We start from the raw sequence: 22138 nt of genomic DNA, 5'->3' as shown, positions 1-22138 counted from the left end.
TTTCCCTATGCCGTTGAGCGTATCTTTTCTAGGTGCTCAATAATAGCATCTCTATCGCGCTTTTCTAATTGGCTAAATTTGATAATCAATTCAGCCAAATCATCTTCTTCACAATAAAAATAAGCCACAGGCACGCCCAACTCATCAGCAATACGCTTCATCGTAGTAAAGTCTGGTGCATGCTTACCTTTTTCGTACTGGTTCATTCTTGCGCTGGCCGTGTTGGGCTCCATACCTAAAGCAATGCCTAGCTGCTGTTGTGTGTAGCCAGCTGCTTTGCGGGCTTCTTTTAGGCGTAAAGGCGTTGGTGATTCCATGAGTACCTTAGCTACTAACTTCAATAGCTAAGATTCTCTTAGTATAGCGCCCACTTTGGTACTAAGGAATACTTAGTTTTAACTCATGTACTTTCATATACTTTTTTTGCTATATTTTTCATCAAATTATAGTGGGCACAAGGAATGAATAATGCTCGTATATGCACTCAACGAAAATAAACAGTTGGTCCATATTAGTGATGTGAAAAATGGCAAGGCTTGTAATTGTGTATGCCCTGAGTGCGAAAACAATCTTATTGCCCGTAATGCAGGACGTGTAAAAGCGCATTCTTTTGCTCATGAAGTTAAGGAATTAGAAACAAGAGAATGCCGTATGACGGCCCTGCACCTGTTTGCTCAACGGTTTGTTAAAGCGCAGTCATCAATTCTTCTACCTAGTCACGAAGTTGTTATTCAAAATCAAAAATTTATACAACCACCTAAAAGCATCAAAATAAACAGCGCCGAAATAGAGCTGAGCTTAGATAAATTTAGAATTGATGTTGCCTTATTCACTGAAATTGGCCCAATTTACATCGAAGTTAAAGTGAAAAGTCCCTGCACCGAAGAAAAACTAAACTTCTTCAAATCAAATGGACTGATGTCAATGGAGTATGATTTAGCTCCATACATTGGCACCAGTTTTGAGGTGGTAGAAGAAGCTTTATTAACCCCTGAAACAATTGCTGAGTGGATTTACCCTTGGATCGATACCGAGTTTGTAAGAGCGACACTTAAAGCCATAGAAGCACAAAAAGAAGCCGAAGAACGCCAAAGAAGGGCTGAGCGCCTCAAACAAGAGCAAGAAGCTGCCACAGCACTCAAAGCCGCAGAAGAAAGAAAAAAACGTGATGAACAAGAGTGTAAGGACCGCCGCGATAAACTTATTCATGCAATTGAAAACAACCTCAAAACGACTGAGTTACACGGCCATATTAAGCTTCCAAGCTATTCATATATGTTTAAAGCTTCAATCAATGGACAACGTTTTACTTTAAAAGCAGTCCCTTATGAGGGTAAGTTCGCGAGAGTGCAAAATATTCGAGTCTCTAAGATAGCAAAGACCTATGTAAGAGCTAACTGTGATCTGATAAAAAAGAACAACGAAACGAGAGAATTCAGCATAATATTCAGCCTAACTTCTAAAAAACCCAGAATAAAGCTGAAAACTCATGAAAAAGCTATCTGGGCCAAGCCTAATGAGATTACGTTCGACTATGAGTGGCTATCCGTACCTACTGATGAACATCGAAATGACTGGGCAGAACATGAAGCGATTAAGCTACAGCTGCAAGAATTCAGCAAACATGAAGTGAAAGCTAGAATTGAATTAGCAGCTAGCTACTACGCTAATCATGCTAGGTCCGGTTACTCGTATCAAGATTACACGCAATGGCAAAGTTGGTTACGTAAAAACAAGAATGTTCTCTCACCTAGTTTAGATGTCACGGCTTACCCAAAATATAAATCACTATCTAATAGCTTCGGGGCACAATGCCAGCTGTGGTGTTTTGGTCGTTGGCATATATTACTACTAGCCGAAATAGCGGAGATAGTTGACCAAACAAATATTGGAAGCCCAATAAACCCAAATTGGGTTTTTGAAAAACTCGTAGCTAAGTACCCATTGACTAACGAGTATTATGAGCTTCGTAATCTAGCTGAATCTGTAGGCTTACTCGACGAGGTCAAAAGGCTGATGGACCCAATAGAAATAATATATGGCACGTTAAATTCTTTCACCGCTAAAGGTGCTATTTACTCAAACAAAATAGAGTTAAGTCGCAACTACAACCTGAGAATACATGTACAGCCTGTTTGATCACGGACTACCAGAAATCATACTCCTAATCATCCATCTTCCTCCTTCTGATCAATTAACTTATCCGCCACTAATAGTTCATTCAATTGCTCAAAAACAAAGTGGTTACTTGCTAGCTCATCTACAAATTTAATCCATAGCCGAGCATGACTAACGACATTGCCTTTGCTTTTTTTATAAAGAGTACACAGTACCTCTTCAATTCCGCCAGCATTCAAGATTTGATTTATATTCCAAGTCTTATTAGCCAATATCCCCTCAAACAATTGCTCTAAGTCTTTGTCGGTAATAAATTGTGCATATGGGATTAAAATATTAATACCGTTCGTATATGCTGAATTGAAAGAGCCTGAATCGCAGAAATATTTCAAAGCTTGATCTTTCAAAGAAATATTTGGGGCTGACTTTAAGAGCTCATACGTATTTGAAAAACCATCAGCACCAATAATCACTTGAAATTTATCATTTATAAGAGATATTTTAGATGCAAGTTCAGGAACACCGTAAAACAATAGCCCTTCAAAATCCATTGCCGTAATACACTCTTCAATTCGAACTACAGTTGCTCTTTCAATACTCTCCCAAGCTTCAGTTCTGCTATTCAAAAAAGGGATTACTCTTCTCAGTAATTTATCATTTGCAGCCGCAAGCATGCTAGGTAATTTATCCCTTAGTGTTTCACGATAAAGTTCGGGGAATAACCGACTAATAGCGCCTAAAGCTGCTGATAATTTTTGCAACATTTCTGAGTCAAGGTCATTTTCATCTTTAAAGATTCGTTTCAAAAGGATTATTATGAGGTTTCTGGCACTGCTATCTCGCACTCTTCCTAAATACTTTGTCGACGAGAGTACGGTAAATGCTTTTTCTTCATCGCTTGGGAAAGATTCCTCATTTATTAAGCTAAACATATTTTCGACCACCACTTTTCCCCTAACCGGTGACTTTGTAAGCAAGTATGTTGCCGCTTGCACAATATAAGCTCGTGTAAGCTCTGGCGACGGGGTAAATTGATGTCCATCTATTGAAAATGTAGGGTGAGCGCAAACATTTCTGTCATCCTTTATACGCTCTAGATGTGATTTTTCAATATGGGAAATCAGCTCTAAATCATCACATGCAAACCTTAAGATATCCTTTTCAAAACCCAGCATGCTTGCATAATCGTTAGAGTTAATTGCCGTTAGCTTTTTTTCTATGGCTTTGGCGCTAGTATCATTATCAACTGAAAGCTCTTTTACTTTTTCTATCACATCGATGCAGATTGAAATCCATGTCGAGATAACAGCCGCTCTATATGCACCAGCTCTGTAGGCCACTACAGCCTCATAAAAATAATTTTTTACATGTCGGTTTCGTACTTTTTGAACCAAGTCGTCTAAGTCACTAAGTTGCACGGCCATCATATATCCCTTTAAATTATCTAGTATTTTTCTATAAAATAATATTGAAGACTTACCCGCTATTTGAACTATCAAATTCCCCTCAAGAAAAGCGAATCGACCTTTCATTAAGAGGTCTAGTAGTAATTTGCTCACATCAGTTTAGGCTTCCTGACATACCATTTCTTTTTAAACTTTTTGTGTACACCATGTGCGGTTTTGAGTGCCCCTAGTAAAGCCGGGATGCATAGCACTTTCACTTCTTCAACAACTGCACCAACGGTACTTTCTTACAAAACTGGGTATCTATAAATGGGTCTTCATCTTGAGGTCCATCGGGTTTAAACGTGGAATACTGTTCCACCTCACACCCCTCAATTTCATTAACACTCATCTCAAATACATTGTCGAGTTCTGGCCGCCATGCCTTAAACGCAGAACTTAAACATTGCTTGTTGAGCGTTGCTGCATCACAGATGAGTGCTTCAGTAAGTGCTGAGTCTAAGAAGTTTTTCAGCTTTCTAAGGCAGCCATTTGAAATGGCAAAAAGCGATAATGCAATATCCAAATCCTCAAAACGAGGCTTGTCTGAAAATGGCAGTCGATTTGCAAACCCTTTAAGAACACGAATAAATAGTTGAAGCTCTTTTTTCTCTGATATTTTAAAGTAAGGAATAAAGCGGCGAATAAAAATCCGTGATGACCACTGAGGCTCATCGGCTATTTGGTCTATCCAAGGCATGCCGACTAATACAATGGAGATCCCCGCTTTTTCATTGATATATTTAAACTGATTCGCAATGTCTCGGCGCTTTTTACCTAGATTGTTCTCAACAAGCTCTTGAAATTCATCAATAATAATTAGCTCAGTACCTGAGCGTTTTAGTTGCTCAACTAAACTTTCAGCCAACGCGATTTCATTGCCATGTTTAAGTCGTTTACTAGATTTAGCACCAAACTGTCCTAGGTCGTGTAGCAACTGCTTTAAAGTGGATTCAATTGATGGATTACTCGGTATGCGACTCAGCAGTACGGGGACTTTGCGCCGGCCATCAGCAAAGTGCGGAGGGTTGTTATCGTAATAGTGTTTAATCAATGCCGATTTACCACAGCCAGTATCACCACTTAACATCATGCATGGCTTTTCACCCGCAAGGTCGTGATGCAAACGCAGTTTGTCAAAATCATTTATGATGGTCTTTGGTATGGTGTATTCAATAAACACCTCTTTGAATTGATTGAGTTTTGCCTTTTTAGCCTCGGTCAGCATAACTAAAACGCCTCAAGATCTGAGACAAAGTCATCCCAACTATCATCGTCTTGTTTAAGCTTAGTTTCAGCGGGGATTGGTTCAGCTTGCTTTGTTTCAGACGTTTTAGTAATGGATTTGACTTGAGAATTATCTACGCCCTGCGCCCGAGCAATTGCTTTGGTGCCAGTGACTTTGGTTTTTGACCCTACGTTTTTAAGCTGTCGCGCTTCTTCTTTCACTCGCTCATCAATAAATTGCCGCGCCTTGGCAAGCCCCAATAGATCTACTTTGCCCTGAATATAGTCTCTGTGAAACTTAAGATGGATTTTATGCCTGATCAGAGACAAACCCATTGTATAGCCCTCTGAGTCAATGCTTGGCACTTTTATATAGTGCTCTAGCGCATCTAGGTAGACGTATACATACGACAGATCATCTGGGTTTATTTTTACCTTAACCTTTATACTCTTTTTGGGGCTGTATCGCTTGCGATATAAAGAGAGTTCGTCACTGTCGTAGTTAATATGTAGATTTTTAATGCCTCCTTTGCGCAATGTTTTCTCTTTCGCCATGCACATAACAACATCTAGCTTGTCTGTATCTTGCTCTGTTAGCTGAGCTGGAGGCAGTACAGCAAACCCTTTGTTCCAGTCTTCATAGGGAATATATCTAAATCTAGCATCAGCAGATTGATGATAAACATCAACAACCCACTTATGAAATAACATGGTAAAGGTACCAAAACGCAATATGGCATCTTTTTTCGGGTTATAATCATGCCTCGCGAGCATATTTGAGAATGTTTTACCGGGAAATGGCGAAAGCATCATTTCGTTAATGGTTTTAAAAAACTGCTCAACAAAGGGCTTCAGCCAAGGTTTGCCAACAGGGTTATAGCTAATATTTATCCCGACCTCTTCACAAGCAAGCTCTAATGACTGACACCAAAATTCGGCACCATTATCAACCACTAAAGTTTCTATCTTCCCACAACACGACCATTCATTTACGACTTCTGGATAGGTACTTTTAAGATAGCTTTTTGGCTTCATCGCATGACTTATCGCTCTGCGCACAGCATCGTAACCAGGACTCTGAAAACCAAGGTAAAAGCCAACAACGCAGTGGCTATAAACATCAATGAGCAAGGTTAAAGTTGGTCTTCCCAATGGCACATCAAGTTCATCGTCCAATAGAATGAGATCCAGTGGGGTATGGTCTATTTCAACACGCTCAAGCACTCTAGTGGGCCTTTTATGGCTCATCACTTTGTTGTATTCAATGTCGGCTAAGCGTTTACCATAGCGTTCAAGCATCACCTCATACTGAGGTAGGTTATCAATGCGGTTTTTAAACGCTTTATAGGTAAGTGGTTGTAGGGGTTCATCTAACACTTTTTCATTTTCTAAAACGATTTGGTCACAATAAAAACGGTGTGCTGATGCTACATTCGGGATTTCTTTCGTCAGATAACGTGTGAGGGCAATCTCAAAAAATTTGTCTGTATCGGTGCGGGCTTGGCGGTTGCCCTTGCGATGATGCTTTGGGATCAAAGCATGAATGTCTTCTTCGGCTTTGATATAGTCCGCGTGCCAACCAGCAACTGTACGCCACTTTGGTTTTTCTTGTCCTGGAAAATCAGGCATTTCAGCCAGTAGTGGTGCTAAGTTTTTCTGCGTCCAACCACCAACTAAACGCTGTTTAAGCCACTTGATATACTTAAGCCGAGCAAGTGTGGCATCTTGCACTTCCTTGGGTAATGACTCTAAATCACGAGGTTGAGGGTTAGGCTCTTCCGGCTTAGCGGTTTCAGCTAACTTTTTCGGTGCTTCTTCAAAGCTAAACTCGTCTTCAAACTCCATCAGCCCAAATCACCGACTCTAAAGTAAGTTCTGTGTTTAAGTCTGAATTAACACTGCCTAATGACAATAAGCGATAAACCGAGGCTAGCACCTCTCCAATGGAGGCTTTTAGGGTCATCACCAAATCTTGAATAGTGAGTTTTCGCCACTGATTAAGTAACTGAATAATGGAAAGCTGAAGCTCGGTTAAAGACTGAAATCCCGAATAACGATGAAGCAACTTTAAATTGTCTAAAGCTGGATAAACACGAATTTGCTTGTCGGTAACTAATATCAGCTCAATGCCTAATTGTTCTTTGGCAACCAGCTGTTTTTGCGCAAAGCGAGCTCTAAACTCAGGGTTCGCGATTTTACTGTAAGGCTTAACTTCAATATATTTTTGCGGCTTCTCATTATGATTAATCAAAAAGTCAGGCGTATAACGGCAAATTCTGCCCTCAAACTCATATTCAAACCCTAGTGGTTGTGCTTCAAAGGTTTTTATTTCACGAGAGTATTCAAAGTGAAAGCACGCGTCGAATTCTAAGGATGATTCAACTAAGCAAGTGGCTTTGTTCTTTTGACTTGCAAACTTATAGAGATTTTTAACTCTGGAGTGCTTTAGTTTACGCCTGATCATAACCATCACCGAATATGTGGGACAACTTAAAAGTAGGCTATGCAGGGTTATATTTCAATTTTTATGCGGGGTTTTACTACAAATTTGCAGACTTACACTTCAAACAACAACAATGGAGGTTTGGGTGGCAGTCTTACCAGCCACATCCCGGCACACAAGTCATACGCTGTGGCTGCTTCGTTCCCGACCTGACCAGATTCACGTACTATTGTTGCGAGAGGACCAATAAGACTACCATTGAGGGCCTTGTTTGGCGCGGGAAGAATTATCTCGAAGATTGCAGGGGGATGCAAGGGAAAAGTCAAAAAGCTTGGCTAACTGAGTGATGTTTAAACAGTTTGCCAAGCTTTTTTGGATTTTATGAGGCTGTGTGCTTATTTGTTCAACGCAATTTTAATTTCTTCTAGGCGCTTCTTCACTTTCTTCATGTTTTCAGGGCCCATTCTTAAAAACTGTTTTTGCGCTGGAGAAAGTTGCTCCCATTCTGCATAAGCATATTTATAGGTAACTGAGTCTTTTACCAAAGGCAGTGCGGTATCTGGAATGGGTGTTGCCAACAACTCGTCGATTGCGTCAGTTAACGTGCCGTTGAATGCATCTCCTTCGTAGCCTATTTCTTCGTATGCTTCTTCAAATAATGGTTTGTATTGGTGGTATAGTCTAACCACTTGCGCGGTACTCATGGTATCGAACATGGCGACATAAGGTGTGTAACGCTCGTAGCTGTTAGGATCGGTAATAATAATGTCGTCATCAATTACGCTAAAGTCATCTTGCGGCTTCACCACTGGTGAATGGTTTTCTGCCACTTTACCCTTTGCTAGGTTGTCTACATAAACTACCGTGCGGCGGATCACGTCATCGTCTGCCAGCAATTTTACCGCTTGATTAGAGAGATAATTCGATACCGCTTCTTTAATTTCTGTATCACTTTGTGAAAGCGGCGGTAGTGTTACTTCAGGTTCAACAGGTTCTACTTGCTCTGGCTCGATTTGCTCTCGTTGCGGTGGCAAGGTTACTTCAGGCTCAACCACTTGCTCAGGTGGTGTTTCTCTTGCGGTATTGACCAGTGGCGTTTCTGATTGTTCAGGCACAACAATATCTTGCTTTACCTTTTGGTTTTCCGTCGATGGGGTGTCTTTTTGTGCTAGCACAAATACAGCCACAATAATCAACGCTAGTACAACTACTGCGGCAAATAACAACTGGCTGTTAGAAGGTCTTTTATTACCTTCTTGATGATTCTCTGACATGGGGACTCCCTCTTCGTCATTGTTGATACGCGTTAATGTAAAACTATCACCAAATACTTGACTAATAACTTAATGCGCGCTGAAACCCTAAAAAAATGCGTTGTGGTGCAAACTCTGGCTACACCTTGTTCAAACATTTGATCTTAATAAAAATACTTGAGCACCGAACTTAAGTTCAGTACATTGAAGTTAAGCTAAATTGCCACTTTATTAAATACAAAATCGCGCCAATTAGCGACTAAATTAAATCGCTAGTTTGTTAAAATTTGTTTGTGCCACCATAGCGCTTTAGTGCTTAAATTTCAAAATAATAGCCTAATATATTGCGCGGGTATGTGCACTCAGACAACTTGGGTTTTAGCTAGGTTCAACTAGAATAAATAAAACAACCTATAAGCGGCTTAAGGGCAAAGTGGCACTTTACTACTAAAAATAACGCATTTACTGGAGTTATCAACTCTTTGCACCTAAAGCATTACAACATCAACAAAGATAAATAACGCATAAAAAGACCAAATTTAAATTAAGCAAATTTAACAGCAGGATGGCCTCTTTTGAGAAAGCACAGAACGAGTGATAAAAAAATTGCCTTACTACTGACTGGAGGTGGTGCAAGGGCCGCTTATCAAGTTGGGGTATTAAAGGCGCTTGCGCAAAGTATGCCTCGTACTTCTCCCCTCCCCTTTGAAATCATTACTGGCACCTCTGCCGGCGCAATTAACTCAGCGGGGATTGCCTGTTACGCATCTTGCTTTCACCTTGCGGTGAAAAAAGTGGAATATATTTGGAAGAACTTTAGCACCGATATGGTGTACAAAAGCTCGTTTACCGGTGCATACGGCCATTTATTTGCCAATATGATGCGCAGCTTTCAAGCGCAGTACCTTAATCAGCCACCAGCCAGCTTGTTAAATAACTCGCCACTTCGAAAGCTGCTGGCTAATGTGCTTGATTTAAATCGCATCGATCACAATCTACACCGCCATTATCTTGATGCCATCGCGATTACGGTTTCGAGCTATTCTACTGGTAAGTCTGTGGCGTTTTATCAGGCGAACAATGCTGAGCCTTGGCAGCGCTCAAAGCGCGAAGGTGTTCCGGGCACGATTTCGCTCGACTTACTCATGGCGAGTTCGGCTATACCAATGGTGTTTCCAAGCGTGCGCGTTAAGCATCATTACTATGGTGATGGCTCTATCCACCAGCTCTCCCCGCTAAGCCCTGCCATTCATTTAGGTGCGGATAAAATCTTTGTGATCGGTGTTGAGCAGCCTAAACTACCACAGCCGCTCGGTTATGAGCCGCATTTTCCGGGAATGTCTGTGGTCGCCGGTCACCTACTAGACAGTGTGTTTAGCGATACCTTAAATTCAGACATCGAACGGCTCGATCGCGTCAATCGCACGGTAAGTTTGCTACCGGCCAGAGAAAAGCACAAAGAGCTTAGGCGAGTAGATCATATGCTCATCAAGCCAACGGTTAATTTTAATGAAGTCGCAGATCATTATTACGAAGATATGCCATTGGCAATCAAGCTGTTGCTCAGAACCATGGGGGTTAAAAAGCATTCTCCGTCGAGTTTAACGAGTTACTTGCTGTTTGAGCGTACTTATACACAAAAACTCATCGAGCTTGGGTTTGAAGACGGCATGAACCGCTTGGACGAAATGAGAGAGTTTTTGGAACTCAAGTAAGATTTAAACCATACTCAAAATAAGGAAGTAGTAACGCATGTGGCCAACTGATAAACCACTGATAGGACAACATGTCACCCTTGAACCATTATCAACAACACATATTAACGCGCTACAACAGGCAGTAAAAGATGGTGAAGCTTGGAAGCTTTGGTATGCCAATGTTCCCAATCCAGACGATATGGAATGCTATGTTAACACTGCGATAAGTCAAGCATCTGAAGGCAACCTTGCCTATGCGGTAAGGCTAAATAGCAGCAACGAAATCGTGGGAACTACCCGCTATTACAATGCAGATACAGCCAACCGCCGTGCCATGCTAGGCTATACGTGGTACAGCGATAAAGTGCGTCGAACAGCGGTTAACACGGAGTGTAAGTTTTTGCTGTTACAGCAACTTTTTGAAGATTTTGACGCCATTGCCGTAGAGTTTAGAACTCACTTTTTTAATCATGCCTCTCGCAATGCCATTGAGCGGCTTGGCGCCAAGCTCGATGGTATCTTGCGTAACCACCAGATTGGTAGAAATGGCGAGCTGAGAGACACCGTGGTGTATTCGATTATCGCCTCGGAATGGCCCACCGTTAAGCAGCATTTATTGAGCAAGCTCGACAGGGAGTAAAAGCATAAAAGATCGCAGGGTGAACCTGCTCCTACTCTGTGTTGTAGGAGACGCTTTACGCGGCGAGCTGTAGCAACAAAAACAAAACGGAGCACAAGATCGCAGGGTGAACCTGCATCTACTCTGCGTTATAGGAGACGCTTTACGCGGCGAGCTGTAGCAACAAAAACAGAACGGAGCACAAGATCGCAGGGTGAACCTGCTCCTACTCTGCGTTATAGGAGACGCTTTACGCAGCGAGCTGTTAAAAAAGGCACAGATTTAAGAAATATTATTACGGTAGGCCATCGAGTAAAAACTGTTCCGCACGTTCAACGCGGCGGGGTTTCCCCTTTAAGAGTAAAACATCATTAGCGCGTAAAACGGTTTGCTCATCTGGCTGAGCAATTTCTTCGCCGTCGCGTCTTAGTGCAGTAATATCAACGCGCTTGACCTTGAGTTCAAGCTCAGCAATTGACTTGTTAACAGCAAACGCATTGTCAGGTAAAGCAATGGCATGCAAATACTCTAATCGCTCGCCAGTGACTTCATGCAGATCACTGCTGTCTCCAGCAAAAAAACCATGTAAATACGGATAACGATTTTCTCGCTCTTTACTGACGCGACGAAAAATCCTGCGCATTGGCACGCCAGACATGTACAGCACATGAGAAACTAACATCAAACTTGCCTCTAAAGTTTCTGGCACAACTTCTGCGACCCCCATGGCTTTTAACTGCTCCATATAGCTGTCATCTTTCATTCGTACCAAGATCTTCACTTCGTGGGTGCGCCGACGAATGGCATCAACAACTACTTGCGTTTGTTCAAAATCATCAAAAGTAATAATAACCAAGCGCGCTTTATCAATATTTGCTGATTTTAACAGCGTTTTTTGTGCCGCATGACCAAATAACACAGGCTCACCCGCAATTTGCGCGTCTTGTACAATTTGCGGGTTACGCTCTACCGCAATATAAGGAATAGCCTCTGGACGTAAAAATCGTGCAATGGTTTGACCAACACGCGCATAACCGAAAATTACAACATGATTTTTTAAATCAGCTGCGTTATAACCACTTGGAGCTTCCGGTTGCCAGTCTTTTTCTATCCCCAAGATATTGAGGAGATAAGCAGTTTTACTAATGAGATAAGGTGTTAGCGCCATAGACAACACGCCAAGGGTAATCAAAAACGACACTGCATTTTGATCCAACAACTGATGCTTACTGGCAAGCGCGAGTAATACAAAGCCAAACTCCCCCATTTGCCAGATCAAAATACCAGCGCCCCAAGCGTCTTTTTTACGCTCACCCATTAACTGCGCAACGCCAACGATGATCAACACTTTGATCACAAGTACAGCAGCAAGTGCTGCAACAATATAAACAAACTGGTCAAGCACATAAGGAATATTTAGCTGCATACCCACTGTGACAAAAAAGAGCCCCATTAAAATATCTCTAAATGGTCTAATTTCTGCCTCAAGCTGATGTCGATATTGGCTTTCTCCTAACATCATGCCCGCTAAAAATGCACCGAGTGCCATTGAGAGTCCAAACGCGTAAGTGAGCGAGCCCGCGCAAAGAGCAACGACCAAGGTAGACAAAACAAAGAGCTCGTCTGTTCTCACCAATGCGATTTCATTAAATATTCTTGGTAGTAACCACTTACCTATTGCCCATAAGACAAGACACACGACCGCACCCTTTGCAAACGCAAAAAACAGCGCCGATGCCAGCTCTGAGTTACTCGCAGAGGAAATAAGCGGAAATGCGATAAGCAGCGGCACAACGGCAATATCTTGGAATAACAATATACCGATACCGAGCTGACCATGACGTGTATTAAGCATCCCTAGTTCTTTTAATAGCTTGACCACCACCGCCGTAGAAGAGAGTGCAATGAGGCTCGCAATCACAAATGCCCCCTCCCACTCATATTGCATAAAACGCAACACTAGCATACCGATAATCGTGGTCACAATGACCTGTAGACTCCCCAGCCCGAATACCACGTTTCGCATCGCCATTAATTTTGGCACGGAAAATTCAAGTCCTAAACTGAACAGCAAGAATACTATCCCAAGCTCGGCCATAAAGTGAATTTCTTGGCTGTCACTCATCCATCCAATGCCGTGGCTGCCCGCAATTACTCCAGTGAGCAAATAAGCCAAAATAGGCGGCAAGCCAATCCGCTTAAAGGACCAGACTAAAATCACTGCACATAATAGCAAGGCAAAAACCTGCGCGAAGATACTTTGCAATCTGCCTCCTGAGCGAAAAATTGACGGGGAATAAAGGTGGATTTCTTTTTCTTTCTTTTAAATATAGCAAGCGTTTGTTTTTAAGCCAGTTTAAATTTTTGGCATAAAGTTCGCATAATAAACATGTATTGTTGTATTTAAGGGGAAGAAATATGGAAAATGTCCATATTTTGACACAGAGGTTGCCGACCAGAGGCGATTACTTGCCGTTCAATTCTGAACAGTATAGTACGCAAGGCGGTGAACACTACGCACGATTAGTCGACAAACTTCAGACAACGCTCAACATTAATGAGCTGTTGACTATTTACGCGGAGCATGTGGCAAGAATTTCAAAAATTTCGGGACTCCAGTTCCATTGCAGCCTTGGCGTCTTTCAAATGAAGGACTGCGATAGCCAATTTCCAGCCAGTACGTTTGATCTTGAGCTCGAAAAAGAGCACTTAGGACAGCTGGTGTATTTCAGTGAGTTTCCTTTTAGTGAAGCGATCAAGGCAAAACTATCAAAGTTACACGCTTGTTTAATTTACCCAATGCGTAATGCCTTGATGTACAACCGTGTATTGCAATTAGCAACCAAGGACTCACTAACTGGACTTTATAATCGCAGTCAATTTACTGACAATTTAGAAGAAAAGCTCGAGCGTTGTCGTCGTCAACATCGTAATTTTAGCCTAATGCTTTTAGATTTAGATAACTTTAAACAAGTGAACGATGTTCATGGTCATAAAGCTGGTGATGAAGTATTGGTTGAATTTGCGCGCATTTTGCAAACCTCAACGCGTGCGACAGACTCGGTATTTCGGTTCGGTGGCGATGAGTTTGCCATTTTGATTGACGATCCTGCGTTTACCACCAACAAAGTAATTGCAGAGAGAATAATGGAAACCGTAAGAAAATCGAGCATGTTGGCTAAATACACGGTGACCACAAGCATAGGCTTTACACTGGCATCGAGCCATGACACTGCTGACAATATATTTGCTCGTTCGGATAGCGGCCTATACCGCGCCAAAGCAGCCGGACGAAACTGCGCTCGCGCAGTATAAAAAACCACTTCCCCTTTTGCTCAGTGTTATGCGTTAACGCTGAGCACCTTTTCCTAAGTATAGATATGCCATCAGGGCAAGCGCCGCGCCGTTAAAAAATCCATTTATTACCCATGCAAGCGCAAGGAAATCGGGTAACTCTGAAAACATCACTGCAAGCATTGGCGCAAGTAGGCCAAGAATAAAATACATTCCGCCCTTACCATGCCAATACAGAAGTAAAAATACGATACTGATAATGCCAGATGCAGAAGCAAATACTTGATTCAGCCACACCACTTCACTCAGCATAAAGAGTACAATAAACACCACCACAGTGAACACCACCGCATAAGGCGACTTTTGCGCTAACTGTTGGCCAATCTTTTTACTTTCAGTCATCTTTTACTACCCAAATAATGCCAATGTCTTCAGCGTGCTCGGCACTCACAAACAGGCCGTTCACCGCAACCGGAGTATCATTGTAATAGACAACCGCAATAGAATCACGCTCCCAGCTTGGAACGTGCAAATCCTTTAGCCAATGTTTCAAGGTATTAGAGCCAGGTTTGCCCTGTGGTTTGATTTTATCTTTAAGTCTGCCGTAGCGAATGCTAACGATTTCGTCCAAGAAAGGTTTACGGATCCCCTTCCCCATTTGTATAGAAACAGGTGTACTTTTCCCGCTTAGTTCGTTGAGATTAACGGTCTCAATATCATGCTTTTGGCTAGTTTCTGTTACCCAATAAAGTGCATCACGATAACGCCTCACTGCACCTTGCTTAAAACGAATTTCAAGTTGACTGTCTTGGCGTGATGAAAATGCCTGCAGTACGATTTCATCCAACTGTTTTTGACTCGGCATCTCTATGCCCTGCTTTGAAAGCCACAGTCTGATGACATTATCTCTTCTCGCATGCGAAAGTTGCTGTAGTGCCGTAATATTCAACGCAGTCCGACAACAGCATTTTTTTAAGTCTTCTTCACTCACCTCATCAATTATGGCTTGTTGGCGCTGTAAAATATCAATACTACGCAGTGTGTTACCTACAAAACCATTGAATCGAGAGGTAAGTAACGGGATCACCTGATTGCGCAAAAAGTTGCGATCAAACGCATCGTCTGCATTGGACTCATCTGTAATATGCTCAAGACCAAACTGCTGTGCAAATGCTTCAATATCACTGCGACTAACGGCAAGTAACGGACGAATACAATCACGCCCAGATGGCAACTGAATTGTCGCTTTCATAGCTCCAAGCCCGAGTAACCCAGAGCCGCGCTTTAATCTCAGTAAGAAAGTTTCTACTTGGTCATCGGCATGTTGTCCAAGCACGATTGCAAAACCAGCTTTGGCCGCGTCATCTAACGCTTGATAGCGAGCTTCGCGTGCTTGCGCTTCGAGGCTAGTGCGGGCTTTCCGAGTAATGGCAACCTGTTTTGCAATAAAGGGAACATTAAGTGTTTCACAAAGTGATTGGCAAAATTGCTGCCACTGCGTAGCGTGCTGTGACAAGCCATGATTAACATAAACCGCCTGGAGTGCAACGTTATGCTTATTTGCATATTCTCGACAAAGATGGAGCAACACAACCGAATCCACACCGCCAGATAAAGCAATACACAACCCTTTGGCGTCAAGGCTGGAGCTCAATACTGTTAAACTTGACTCTACTTGTTGGTAAATCCGACTATTAATCATTTTTCTACAATCAATAAAAAAGCCGCTATATAGCGGCTTTTTAACTTAAATTAGCATTGATATCAATACGAGCAGAAACCCGTATTAACAATAACCAAATGACATCAGACGCTTATAACGCTGATCTAACATCTCTTCGGTGCCTAGCGCTTCAAGATCTGCCAAGTCACGCTTAAGCTGAACTTTTAGGTTTTTCGCCATCGCATCGTAGTTGCGGTGCGCGCCACCTAGCGGCTCTTCGATGATGTTATTGATAAGGTCTAGCTCTTTTACGCGAGAAGCTGATACGCCCATAGCTTCTGCTGCAAGTGACGCTTTGTCTGCACTCTTCCAAAGAATCGAAGCACACCCTTCAGGTGAAATTACAGAATAGGTGCTGTATTGCAGCATGTTCACTCTGTCACCAACTCCAATAGCTAATGCCCCACCAGAGCCACCTTCACCAATTACGGTACAAATAGTTGGTACTTTGAGCGCCGCCATCACCTTAAGATTACGTGCAATCGCTTCACTTTGACCGCGCTCTTCAGCGCCTACGCCCGGATAGGCTCCCGGAGTGTCGATAAAGGTGATGATTGGCATCTTAAAGCGTTCAGCCATTTCCATTAAGCGTAATGCTTTACGGTAACCTTCTGGCTTTGGCATACCAAAGTTACGCTTGATTTTTTCAGCCGTATCACGACCTTTTTGCTGACCGATAATCATTACTGGCTTGTCATCAAGTCGTGCAACACCACCAAGAATAGCCGGATCGTTAGCAAAAGTACGGTCGCCCGCGAACTCGTCAAACTCGGTAAAAATGCGTTCAATATAATCGCGAGTATATGGACGAAGCGGATGACGCGCTAATTGAGACACTTGCCAAGCGCCCAAGTCGTCAAAAATTTTCTTGGTTAGCTCAACATTTTTGTCTTTTAAGCGGCTGATCTCTTCTTCAAGGCTAAGATCTAAATCGCCAGAGCGGCTAACGTTTTGTAATTCTTTGATCTTTGCTTCCAATTCAGCGATTGGAAGTTCAAATTCAAGATAATTGAGGCTCATGCTCTAAACTACCTGTTTAGTTAAATTCTAATTCTAATTCCTGCGCCGCCAATAGTGATAAACGAGTTAAAAGCTCATCACTCGGCGTCACACACCATTGTGTTCCTAATGTTAACTCTGCTAATGCATCAGGACGCTGATATTTAATTTTTACCGGACACGTTCCAAATTTATATGGTTCTAGCACTTTTTTGAAATTATCAAAGAAGTTCGCGTCAATTTGAGCCATATTTAGCGTCATTTTTATTGCACTAATACGCTTTTCTCGCGCCTGAGCAATGGTAGAGATTTCTCTTGCGGTCATTGTAATGCCACCAGAGAAGTTATCAAAGCTGACCTGTCCAGATATTACCAAGATTTGGTTAATTTGCAGCATTTCTTGGTACATTTCAAACTGTTCAGGAAATAAGCGTACATCAATTCGGGCACTTTTGTCATCTAAAGTGATAAGTCCCCAACGCGCTCCTTTTTTGTTTATCAAGGTACGAGCATTGATAACCAGTCCCGCCGCGGTTGCTACCGTATCACGATTACCGGGTTGTAAGTCAACTAACTTGCCAGAGGTATAATATTTTAATTCTTTGCGATATTGATTAATTGGGTGACCAGTTAGGTAGAGACCTAACGTCTCTTTTTCCCCGTTTAACCATTCTTTATCGCTGAGCGGCGTGGCTTTGATAAAGGCTTGTTCAACCTCCTCTGGCTCAACCGCAAGCAAACCAAATAAGTCGCTCTGTCCAAGTGATTCAGCTTTGTGATGCTGCTCTGCCGACTTCATGGCATCCTTTAGGCTTGCCAGTAAAGTCGCACGCCCTGGCTGATCTCCATCAGGGCCAAGCTTATCAAGCGCTCCTGCGTATATTAGCTTTTCAATCACGCGTTTATTTAGGCGCTTTAAATCAACTCGCGCACAGAAGTCGAATAAATCTTTAAATTCTCCTCCCTTAGCTCGCGCTTCAAGAATAGCTTCAACAGGACCTTCACCTACGCCTTTTATCGCCCCTATACCATAGACGATCTCACCTTGACGATTTACAGTAAATTTATAAACACCGGCATTCACATCTGGTGGTAGCAGCGTCAACTTCATGTTTTCGCATTCATCGACCAAGGTTACGATTTTGTCGGTGTTATCCATATCCGCTGACATTACCGCCGCCATAAACTCGGCAGGGAAATGGGTTTTCATCCATAGCGTTTGGTAAGACACCAACGCGTAAGCAGCAGAGTGTGATTTGTTAAAGCCGTAACCCGCGAATTTCTCTACCAAGTCGAAGATTTTCATGGCAAGTTCGCCTTCGACGCCATTGTTTTTGGCACCATCTTCGAACGTTGCACGTTGCTTTGCCATTTCTTCTGGCTTTTTCTTACCCATTGCACGACGAAGCAAGTCTGCGCCGCCTAGGCTATAACCTGCAAGCACCTGCGCTATCTGCATTACCTGTTCTTGGTAAAGGATGATCCCGTAGGTCGGCTCCAGTATAGGTTGTAGGCTTTCGTGCTGATATTGCGCATCAGGATACGATACTTCCTCGCGACCATGCTTACGGTCGATAAAGTTATCTACCATGCCTGATTGCAACGGGCCTGGACGGAATAGTGCAACCAGTGCGATCATGTCTTCGAAACAGTCTGGCTTCAAGCGACGGATCAAGTCTTTCATACCACGAGATTCCAACTGGAATACCGCAGTTGTTTGTGCGTCTAGTAACACTTTAAAACTTGCGGGGTCATCCAGTGGGATGGCAGCAATATCAATCGGTTCACGACTTTCTCTGCCAAGGCGTTCGTTCGCCATGTCGAGCGCCCATTGCAAAATGGTTAGCGTTCTTAAACCGAGGAAGTCAAACTTAACCAGACCTGCAGTTTCTACGTCATTCTTATCAAACTGGGTAACTGGGAATTTACCTTCTTCGTCGCAATACAGTGCTGCAAAGTCGGTAATAGTGGTAGGCGAGATAACAACACCACCGGCGTGTTTACCCGCGTTACGTGTACAGCCTTCAAGAATACGACATTTATCGATCAGTTCACGGACTTCTTCATCACTGTCATAAGCTTCAGGCAAGCGAGGCTCAACATCAAACGCTTTGGCAAGTGTCATACCAGGGTCGCCAGGTACAAGCTTGGAAATCCTATCTACGAAGCCATAAGGGTGGCCAAGCACACGGCCGACGTCTCGAATTACCGCTTTTGCCGCCATCGTACCAAAAGTGATGATCTGAGATACTGCGTCACGACCGTAGAGTTTAGCTACGTGGTCAATTACCTCATCCCGCCTATCCATACAGAAGTCGACGTCAAAGTCTGGCATCGAAACCCGTTCTGGGTTAAGGAATCGTTCGAATAGGAGATCGAATTCAAGTGGGTCAAGATCTGTGATCTTAAGCGCATATGCCACCAAAGAGCCGGCACCGGAGCCACGACCAGGACCTACAGGGATGCCGTTATCCTTACTCCACTGAATGAACTCCATTACGATTAAGAAGTAACCTGGAAATCCCATTTGGTTAATAACGTCAAGCTCAACCTGCAGACGGTCGTCATACTCACCACGCTTTTCTTTGCGGTCATTTTCGTCAGGAAATAAAAACTGCAAACGTTCTTCTAGACCATCTTTCGACACTTTTACCAAGAAATCTTCAATCGCCAGATCGCCCGTTGGATAATCTGGTAGGAAATATGTGCCAAGCTGTACCGTCACGTTACAGCGTTTGGCGATTTCTACGGTGTTTTCTAAAGCTTCTGGAATGTCGCTAAAGAGCGCTTGCATTTGCTCAGAAGTCTTTAAATATTGCTCTTTAGAAAATCGCTTTGGTCTATTTTTATCTTCTAATGTGTAACCGTCGTGAATAGCAACGCGAATTTCATGGGCATCAAAGTCTTTTTCATGTAAAAACACCACTTCATTCGTCGCCACAACGGGTATATTACGCGCCGCCGCCACCTCCACAGCACCGTGGAGATATTCTTCTTCTTGTGCACGTGAGGTGCGTTGCAACTCGATATAAAAATGGTCGCTAAAATGCTGTTCGTAAAACGCTAGAGTCTCCTCAATGAGCTTAGGATTACCTTTTAAGATAGCTTTACCTAAGTCGCCATCTTTCGCGCCGGAAATAAGGATCAGCCCTTCTTTATATTTTGCTAGCCACTCTTTATCAATAACAGGACGATGGAATACATGGCCGCGAAGATAAGCATCGGAGATCAACAAAGTCAGGTTTTTATAACCCTGATTGTTCTTAGCGAGAACGAGAATTCGGCTTGGTTCATCAGGAAATTGATCTGACTTAAGCCAAAAGTCCGCTCCAATTATTGGCTTAATCCCTGCCCCGTGGGCGCCGCTATAAAAGCGCACCAAACCACATAAGTTCATTTGATCGGTGATGGCAAGCGCAGGCATTGCAAGCTCTTCGGCCCTTGCCACAATTGGTTTAGTCTTAGCTAGACCGTCCACCATTGAGAAGTCACTGTGTACACGCAAATGGACAAACTGCGGGGCTGGCATGCTTACTCCTTCTCGGCCAAAATTCGTTGCACAGGCTTAAAGCTTGTACGATGATGCGGAGTAACCCCGTGTGTTTCAAGTGCAGCAAAGTGGGCTTTGGTTGGATAGCCCTTGTGGCCTGCAAAACCAAACTCTGGATATTCCGCATCGAGTGCTAACATCTCATTGTCTCGGGTGACTTTCGCCAATATGGATGCCGCACTTATCTCGGCAACTAGGCTATCCCCTTTTACAACTGCGGTCGCCGAAACACTCAACTTAGGTAAACGATTCCCATCAACAAATACATGATTTGGTTGAATTTTCAATCCTTCAACTGCGCGTGTCATCGCCAACATCGTTGCGTGAAGAATATTCAAATCGTCAATTTCTGCAACTGACGCTCTAGCAATGCAGTAACATAATGCCTTTTCTTTTATTTCTTCTGCCAATGCATTGCGCTTTTTCTCTGACAGTTTTTTCGAGTCGGTTAACCCTATTATTGGTTTGGTTGGATCTAAAATGACGGCAGCGGTAACAACGTCACCCACCAACGGGCCACGTCCTACCTCGTCAACGCCTGCAATATACTGCACATCAGGACGTTCAATTTGCATCTATTAACTCCATTACAGCCTGAGCCGCTTGTTTGCTGGCATTTAGGCGAATGTTCTCATGTATCTCGTAAAACTTTCTAACAAGCTTACTATTATTGCCTTTTAACATCGGGAAAAGTGCATCAGCAAGTGCGTCAGGATTACACTCTGCCTGTAAAAACTCAGGCACAAGTGGTGCGTCGGCCAATAAATTCGGCAAGGCAAAGTATTTGATGTTAAAGGTAAAAAAGGTATTAAAAATCCAATAACTCTTAGGATTTAGCTTATACCCTACCACCATTGGCTTCTTATATAGCATCGCCTCAAGTGTGGCTGTACCCGAGGCCAATAAAACGGTATCCGCAGCTTGCATTGCCAGTGCTGACTGGCCGTCAAGCATAATCGGGTTCAATTCCGGCGCGACTTCGTTCAAGGCTTCCAAAAACTGTGCTCTGCGCTTTTCGTTTACCAAAGGCACGACTATTTTTAAGTTAGGAATTTTATCGACTAATTTTTTTGCGGTGGCGAGGTAAGTGCGGCTCAATAAGCCAACTTCAGAGCCCCGACTACCAGGAAGCAGTGCTAAAACCGTATCATCTTGACTTAAGTTCAGCTGTGCACGCGCACCTGCGGTATCCGGTTCAAGTGGAATTTCATCCGCCAGCGTATGACCCACAAATGTACAAGGCACTTCATGTTTATCATAAAAGGCTTTTTCGAACGGCAGCAAAGACAGCACTAGGTTAGTCGCTTCAGCAATCTTATGGATGCGCTTTTGACGCCACGCCCACACACTCGGGCTTACATACTGAATGGTTTTAATTCCTGCCGCTTTCAACGGTTTTTCAACACGCAAATTAAAATCCGGCGCATCAATACCGATGAATACATCAGGTGGATTATCAATAAAGTAGTTCACCAACTGCTTTTTAATTTTTAGCAAGCGAGGTAAGCGACCAAGCACTTCGACTAGTCCCATAACAGCCAGTTCATCCATGTCAAACAGGCTTTTACAACCCGCTTGTTGCATTTTAGGACCACCGATCCCGACAAAATTAGCATTGGGGTAATGCAGTTTTAGCGCATTTATCAGGCCAGCACCGAGTATATCGCCCGATAACTCTCCTGCGACCACGCCAATGGTGATATTTTTTTCGTTAGCCATTGTTATTTTTCAGTATAAAAAAACGCCATACAAAATGTATGGCGTAAGTAT

At 43.0% G+C, this 22138-nt stretch carries 17 protein-coding genes and 1 other RNA gene; 4 read left to right on the top strand and 14 right to left on the bottom strand.

Features of this window, described 5'->3' with window-relative positions:
- Window positions 1-5: 5 nt before the first annotated feature.
- Window positions 6-317, bottom strand: coding sequence for a helix-turn-helix transcriptional regulator (locus tag DRB05_RS08115; protein WP_128726486.1), 312 nt, complete (start codon window positions 315-317; stop codon window positions 6-8).
- 202 nt (window positions 318-519) lie between these two features.
- Between DRB05_RS08115 and DRB05_RS08110 the strand changes: the two genes are divergently transcribed.
- Window positions 520-2139: a hypothetical protein gene (locus DRB05_RS08110; RefSeq protein ID WP_128726485.1), complete on the top strand. Its 1620-nt coding sequence runs from the start codon at window positions 520-522 to the stop codon at window positions 2137-2139.
- 29 nt (window positions 2140-2168) lie between these two features.
- On the opposite strand, the gene DRB05_RS08105 is transcribed toward DRB05_RS08110, so the two are convergent.
- The 6 genes from DRB05_RS08105 to DRB05_RS08080 form a co-directional block, all read right to left on the bottom strand.
- The gene (locus DRB05_RS08105) at window positions 2169-3650 is read right to left on the bottom strand and encodes a hypothetical protein (RefSeq protein ID WP_205125728.1); all 1482 of its coding nucleotides are present in this window, start codon (window positions 3648-3650) and stop codon (window positions 2169-2171) included.
- A gap of 127 nt (window positions 3651-3777) precedes the next feature.
- Window positions 3778-4791 (bottom strand): TniB family NTP-binding protein, encoded by a 1014-nt coding sequence (locus DRB05_RS08100; protein WP_128726483.1) that lies wholly within the window; start codon window positions 4789-4791, stop codon window positions 3778-3780.
- A 2-nt stretch (window positions 4792-4793) separates the two neighbouring features.
- Entirely contained in the window at window positions 4794-6635 is a 1842-nt protein-coding gene (locus tag DRB05_RS08095; protein ID WP_128726482.1) for a Mu transposase C-terminal domain-containing protein, read from the bottom strand.
- On the bottom strand, window positions 6625-7254 hold the full coding sequence (locus DRB05_RS08090) for a TnsA endonuclease N-terminal domain-containing protein (RefSeq protein WP_128726481.1): 630 nt from the start codon (window positions 7252-7254) through the stop codon (window positions 6625-6627). Before DRB05_RS08090 ends, DRB05_RS08095 begins: the two co-directional genes overlap by 11 nt.
- A 131-nt stretch (window positions 7255-7385) precedes the next feature.
- An RNA gene (gene ffs / locus DRB05_RS08085) (signal recognition particle sRNA small type) lies at window positions 7386-7482 on the bottom strand.
- Between the two features lie 146 nt (window positions 7483-7628).
- Window positions 7629-8507 carry a DUF3014 domain-containing protein gene (locus DRB05_RS08080; protein ID WP_128726480.1) on the bottom strand — a complete coding sequence of 293 codons (879 nt, stop codon included), beginning with the start codon at window positions 8505-8507 and terminating at the stop codon, window positions 7629-7631.
- A 554-nt stretch (window positions 8508-9061) separates the two neighbouring features.
- Here DRB05_RS08080 and DRB05_RS08075 point away from each other — a divergent pair.
- Both DRB05_RS08075 and DRB05_RS08070 read left to right on the top strand, forming a co-directional pair.
- A complete protein-coding gene (locus DRB05_RS08075; RefSeq protein WP_045964207.1) occupies window positions 9062-10201 on the top strand; it encodes a patatin-like phospholipase family protein in 1140 nt (379 codons plus the stop codon).
- A 37-nt stretch (window positions 10202-10238) separates the two neighbouring features.
- Window positions 10239-10823 carry a GNAT family protein gene (locus DRB05_RS08070; protein WP_128726479.1) on the top strand — a complete coding sequence of 195 codons (585 nt, stop codon included), beginning with the start codon at window positions 10239-10241 and terminating at the stop codon, window positions 10821-10823.
- 274 nt (window positions 10824-11097) lie between these two features.
- Here the strand turns inward: DRB05_RS08070 and DRB05_RS08065 are convergent, their stop codons facing one another.
- Window positions 11098-13068, bottom strand: a complete 1971-nt coding sequence (locus DRB05_RS08065) for a monovalent cation:proton antiporter-2 (CPA2) family protein (RefSeq protein WP_128726478.1) — start codon at window positions 13066-13068, stop codon at window positions 11098-11100.
- A gap of 152 nt (window positions 13069-13220) precedes the next feature.
- Between DRB05_RS08065 and DRB05_RS08060 the strand changes: the two genes are divergently transcribed.
- Window positions 13221-14117 carry a GGDEF domain-containing protein gene (locus DRB05_RS08060; RefSeq protein WP_128726477.1) on the top strand — a complete coding sequence of 299 codons (897 nt, stop codon included), beginning with the start codon at window positions 13221-13223 and terminating at the stop codon, window positions 14115-14117.
- A 33-nt stretch (window positions 14118-14150) separates the two neighbouring features.
- Here the strand turns inward: DRB05_RS08060 and DRB05_RS08055 are convergent, their stop codons facing one another.
- The 6 genes from DRB05_RS08055 to lpxB all read right to left on the bottom strand — a co-directional run bounded on the left by DRB05_RS08055 (window position 14151) and on the right by lpxB (window position 22087).
- Window positions 14151-14498, bottom strand: a complete 348-nt coding sequence (locus tag DRB05_RS08055; protein WP_128726476.1) for a hypothetical protein — start codon at window positions 14496-14498, stop codon at window positions 14151-14153.
- Complete coding sequence (gene tilS / locus DRB05_RS08050; RefSeq protein ID WP_128726475.1) at window positions 14491-15798, bottom strand: tRNA lysidine(34) synthetase TilS; 1308 nt, start codon at window positions 15796-15798, stop codon at window positions 14491-14493. The genes DRB05_RS08055 and tilS overlap by 8 nt, the downstream gene beginning before the upstream one ends.
- An 84-nt stretch (window positions 15799-15882) precedes the next feature.
- Entirely contained in the window at window positions 15883-16839 is a 957-nt protein-coding gene (accA, locus tag DRB05_RS08045; RefSeq protein WP_128726474.1) for an acetyl-CoA carboxylase carboxyl transferase subunit alpha, read from the bottom strand.
- A 16-nt stretch (window positions 16840-16855) separates the two neighbouring features.
- Window positions 16856-20347 (bottom strand): DNA polymerase III subunit alpha, encoded by a 3492-nt coding sequence (dnaE, locus tag DRB05_RS08040; protein ID WP_128726473.1) that lies wholly within the window; start codon window positions 20345-20347, stop codon window positions 16856-16858.
- 2 nt (window positions 20348-20349) lie between these two features.
- Entirely contained in the window at window positions 20350-20943 is a 594-nt protein-coding gene (gene rnhB / locus DRB05_RS08035; RefSeq protein ID WP_128726472.1) for a ribonuclease HII, read from the bottom strand.
- Entirely contained in the window at window positions 20933-22087 is a 1155-nt protein-coding gene (gene lpxB, locus DRB05_RS08030) for a lipid-A-disaccharide synthase (RefSeq protein ID WP_010371362.1), read from the bottom strand. The genes rnhB and lpxB overlap by 11 nt, the downstream gene beginning before the upstream one ends.
- Window positions 22088-22138: the final 51 nt, after the last annotated feature.

Origin of the sequence: Pseudoalteromonas sp. A757 (assembly GCF_004103285.1) — a bacterium.
Taxonomy (GTDB): Bacteria; Pseudomonadota; Gammaproteobacteria; order Enterobacterales; family Alteromonadaceae; genus Pseudoalteromonas; species Pseudoalteromonas galatheae.
The sequence above is the reverse complement of the archived record's forward strand: the minus strand, read 5'-3'. Positions and strand labels throughout refer to the sequence as shown.

Excerpts from the sequence above, each read along its gene's own strand:
- rnhB (WP_128726472.1), bottom strand. The coding sequence starts at position 20,943 with ATGCAAATTGAACGTCCTGATGTGCAGTATATTGCAGGCGTTGACGAG.
- DRB05_RS08100 (WP_128726483.1), bottom strand. The coding sequence starts at position 4,791 with ATGCTGACCGAGGCTAAAAAGGCAAAACTCAATCAATTCAAAGAGGTG.
- DRB05_RS08055 (WP_128726476.1), bottom strand. The coding sequence starts at position 14,498 with ATGACTGAAAGTAAAAAGATTGGCCAACAGTTAGCGCAAAAGTCGCCT.
- DRB05_RS08090 (WP_128726481.1), bottom strand. The coding sequence starts at position 7,254 with ATGATCAGGCGTAAACTAAAGCACTCCAGAGTTAAAAATCTCTATAAG.
- DRB05_RS08105 (WP_205125728.1), bottom strand. The coding sequence starts at position 3,650 with ATGAAAGGTCGATTCGCTTTTCTTGAGGGGAATTTGATAGTTCAAATA.
- DRB05_RS08060 (WP_128726477.1), top strand. The coding sequence starts at position 13,221 with ATGGAAAATGTCCATATTTTGACACAGAGGTTGCCGACCAGAGGCGAT.
- tilS (WP_128726475.1), bottom strand. The coding sequence starts at position 15,798 with ATGATTAATAGTCGGATTTACCAACAAGTAGAGTCAAGTTTAACAGTA.
- dnaE (WP_128726473.1), bottom strand. The coding sequence starts at position 20,347 with ATGCCAGCCCCGCAGTTTGTCCATTTGCGTGTACACAGTGACTTCTCA.
- DRB05_RS08095 (WP_128726482.1), bottom strand. The coding sequence starts at position 6,635 with ATGGAGTTTGAAGACGAGTTTAGCTTTGAAGAAGCACCGAAAAAGTTA.
- DRB05_RS08070 (WP_128726479.1), top strand. The coding sequence starts at position 10,239 with ATGTGGCCAACTGATAAACCACTGATAGGACAACATGTCACCCTTGAA.
- lpxB (WP_010371362.1), bottom strand. The coding sequence starts at position 22,087 with ATGGCTAACGAAAAAAATATCACCATTGGCGTGGTCGCAGGAGAGTTA.
- DRB05_RS08115 (WP_128726486.1), bottom strand. The coding sequence starts at position 317 with ATGGAATCACCAACGCCTTTACGCCTAAAAGAAGCCCGCAAAGCAGCT.
- accA (WP_128726474.1), bottom strand. The coding sequence starts at position 16,839 with ATGAGCCTCAATTATCTTGAATTTGAACTTCCAATCGCTGAATTGGAA.
- DRB05_RS08080 (WP_128726480.1), bottom strand. The coding sequence starts at position 8,507 with ATGTCAGAGAATCATCAAGAAGGTAATAAAAGACCTTCTAACAGCCAG.